Genomic DNA, 218 nt, shown 5'->3' on the forward strand with positions numbered 1-218 from the left:
TCAATTTCAAAACCATTTTCTGTCGCTGTCGAGGTATTGCCCGCATCATCCGTTGCTGTTGCAACGGCTGTGTAGTTGCCGTCTGCTAATGCCGACGCATCTACTGTCCAACCACCTTGACCATCGAGTGTCGCAGCAACTGTTTCTACAGTTTGACCATTAACATCTTTAATCACCACGCTGACTGACACGGCATCGCTGTCCACAGTACCCGTGAT

The 218-nt window shown here is 49.5% G+C and carries 1 protein-coding gene; it reads right to left on the reverse strand.

What is annotated here, in order from left to right:
- A partial coding sequence (locus tag JFU56_RS22860) for an Ig-like domain-containing protein (RefSeq protein WP_198439476.1) occupies positions 1-218 on the reverse strand: 218 nt, incomplete at both ends.

It is taken from the genome of Moritella sp. F3, assembly GCF_015082335.1.
GTDB lineage: Bacteria > Pseudomonadota > Gammaproteobacteria > Enterobacterales > Moritellaceae > Moritella.